Here is a 1,773-nt window from a genome sequence, read left to right as displayed (position 1 = left end):
GCACTGAACTCCTTGATGGAAGTCAAAGAGAACGTGATCGCAGAACTCCGTTCCCTGATTGATAGCGTTTGCCAGATGGAGGAGCTGATAGAGGAGCGCAGTATGGTAGAGCAAGACTTAGGCAATTTGGCAGAAAGGATTGAAAAACTGATTCGCGAGAATGCACTGGTGGCACAGGACCGGACGGCATATCTGAAACAGGAAAATGAGATTCGCGCACTCTATGTGGAAAAGCAGGGACATTTGGAGCAGTTGGACGAGCAAATTACCGAGAGGGAGAGTAAGAGAAACGCTTTGGAGAGCATGATTCAAGTGCTATGTGGTATCAACGAGGAGCAGGTTGCGTTTGACGAGGAGCTATGGGGCGGGGTGCTCGATCACATTATGGTCAAGGAGGATGGTGTGGCAGTTGTTGTTTTCAAGGGTGGGATTGAGAGCGGCGTTGATGGATGTAGAGGTTTGTTCTATTTAAGGAAATAAAGCGGATGAAGATCGGTACTCTATAGGGGGACATTGGCAGGGAAAAGATGCGCTGAGAGAAGTTGGACTACAGTTATCAGCGTTTCTTACAATACAGTCAACAAATTAATTAAGAAGTGTTATCCTTAAAGCTTTTCGAGTTGTTTTAAATGATCTTGCACTAATGTGCGTGAATACATTTTAGGTTGATCGGAATCACGAACAATTCGCCATAGGATAGCAGCTGCCTTTAATTTTGATTTGAACTTGTCATTTATGGGATCAGCGCAGAAATCTTTTAAGAAGCGGTTCCATTCGCATACAGAAGAATCATACTTTGCATACGTCGATATCCCCTTATATACATTCAACATGTCCTGTATAGTAAACGATGTGTCGTGATCCGCTTTCACCTTTCGCCATGCGGTCGCCATATCTGCTGTAAATTTAAAGGGAGAAACCCTCGTCAGATTTGAGAAATATGTTCTAAACTTTGTGTTGAACGAAAAGTTGCAAGCAAGTAATGGTGTGTCCAAGGAAATCGCTCCAGATGATATCATCTGCTCTTTTTGGGGAGTGGCTTTGACTATGTTCCCTTTAAAGTATTCTGCAATGTTGTGATTGAGATCTTTTTTTACCCCCCTGTGTGCAATTCCAAGCTTTTTGCAAATCTCTACGAGTTCTGTTCGATACCAATAATATTTTATAAACTCCTCATATGAGCGAATCTCATCAAATGCAGGACGCTGTGTCATAATGACATCTCCTCGTAAATAGCAGGTCAGACGAATAGATGTCTATCATTATATCACATTTATGGTATGACACAACGCATGATTTCGAGATGGAGCAGGCGCGTGTCTTTCGGTGTGGCCGCATCACTGTGGTGGAGGAGTGTACGGATGTGACGGGGATGCCACTTTTATCCTTTGCTCATCCCGCAGAGGATCTCTATTGCCGTGTCGATGCACTCTCCTTTGTCGTCGAGATTACGGCACAGGGACGGGATTTCTTTTATAAAGAACACTACCATCCATGCGACTTGTGGAGGAGAATGGGCGGTACTATATCCATGGATTTTACAATGTGGGCGAGGAGGAGTTCATCGCGGATTACTTTATCCACTATGGGGATGCAGTGCAAACAGTCGAGCCTTTGGCACTCAGAGATGTGATCCGCACAAGACTGCATACGTTGACGGTGCATTATAAGGAGATAGCGTAATTCTTCATTATGTGTAGAGCCTCCCGCATGGGGGCTGCTACAGGCAGATTTTTTCACAAAGAATCATTAGGCAACAAGCCCTCTCTTGTG

2 protein-coding genes and 1 pseudogene are annotated in these 1,773 nt (G+C 44.4%); 2 read left to right on the top strand and 1 reads right to left on the bottom strand.

Annotation, left to right across the window (positions count from 1 at the left end; genetic code table 11):
• A pseudogene (locus HMPREF1992_RS08670) lies at nucleotides 1-480 on the top strand (hypothetical protein); the annotation flags it as partial.
• Nucleotides 481-605: 125 nt separating this feature from the next.
• On the opposite strand, the gene HMPREF1992_RS08665 reads toward HMPREF1992_RS08670, so the two are convergent.
• Nucleotides 606-1,217, bottom strand: coding sequence for an SAP domain-containing protein (locus HMPREF1992_RS08665; RefSeq protein WP_037359320.1), 612 nt, complete (start codon nucleotides 1,215-1,217; stop codon nucleotides 606-608).
• Nucleotides 1,218-1,494: 277 nt separating this feature from the next.
• Here HMPREF1992_RS08665 and HMPREF1992_RS11835 point away from each other — a divergent pair, with 277 nt between their 5' ends.
• Nucleotides 1,495-1,683 (top strand): WYL domain-containing protein, encoded by a 189-nt coding sequence (locus HMPREF1992_RS11835; RefSeq protein WP_009442090.1) that lies wholly within the window; start codon nucleotides 1,495-1,497, stop codon nucleotides 1,681-1,683.
• Nucleotides 1,684-1,773: the final 90 nt, after the last annotated feature.

It is taken from the genome of Selenomonas sp. oral taxon 892 str. F0426, assembly GCF_000468035.1.
Lineage (GTDB): Bacteria > Bacillota > Negativicutes > Selenomonadales > Selenomonadaceae > Centipeda.
Note: the sequence above shows the minus strand (reverse complement) of the source record. Positions and strands in the feature narration are given on the sequence as shown.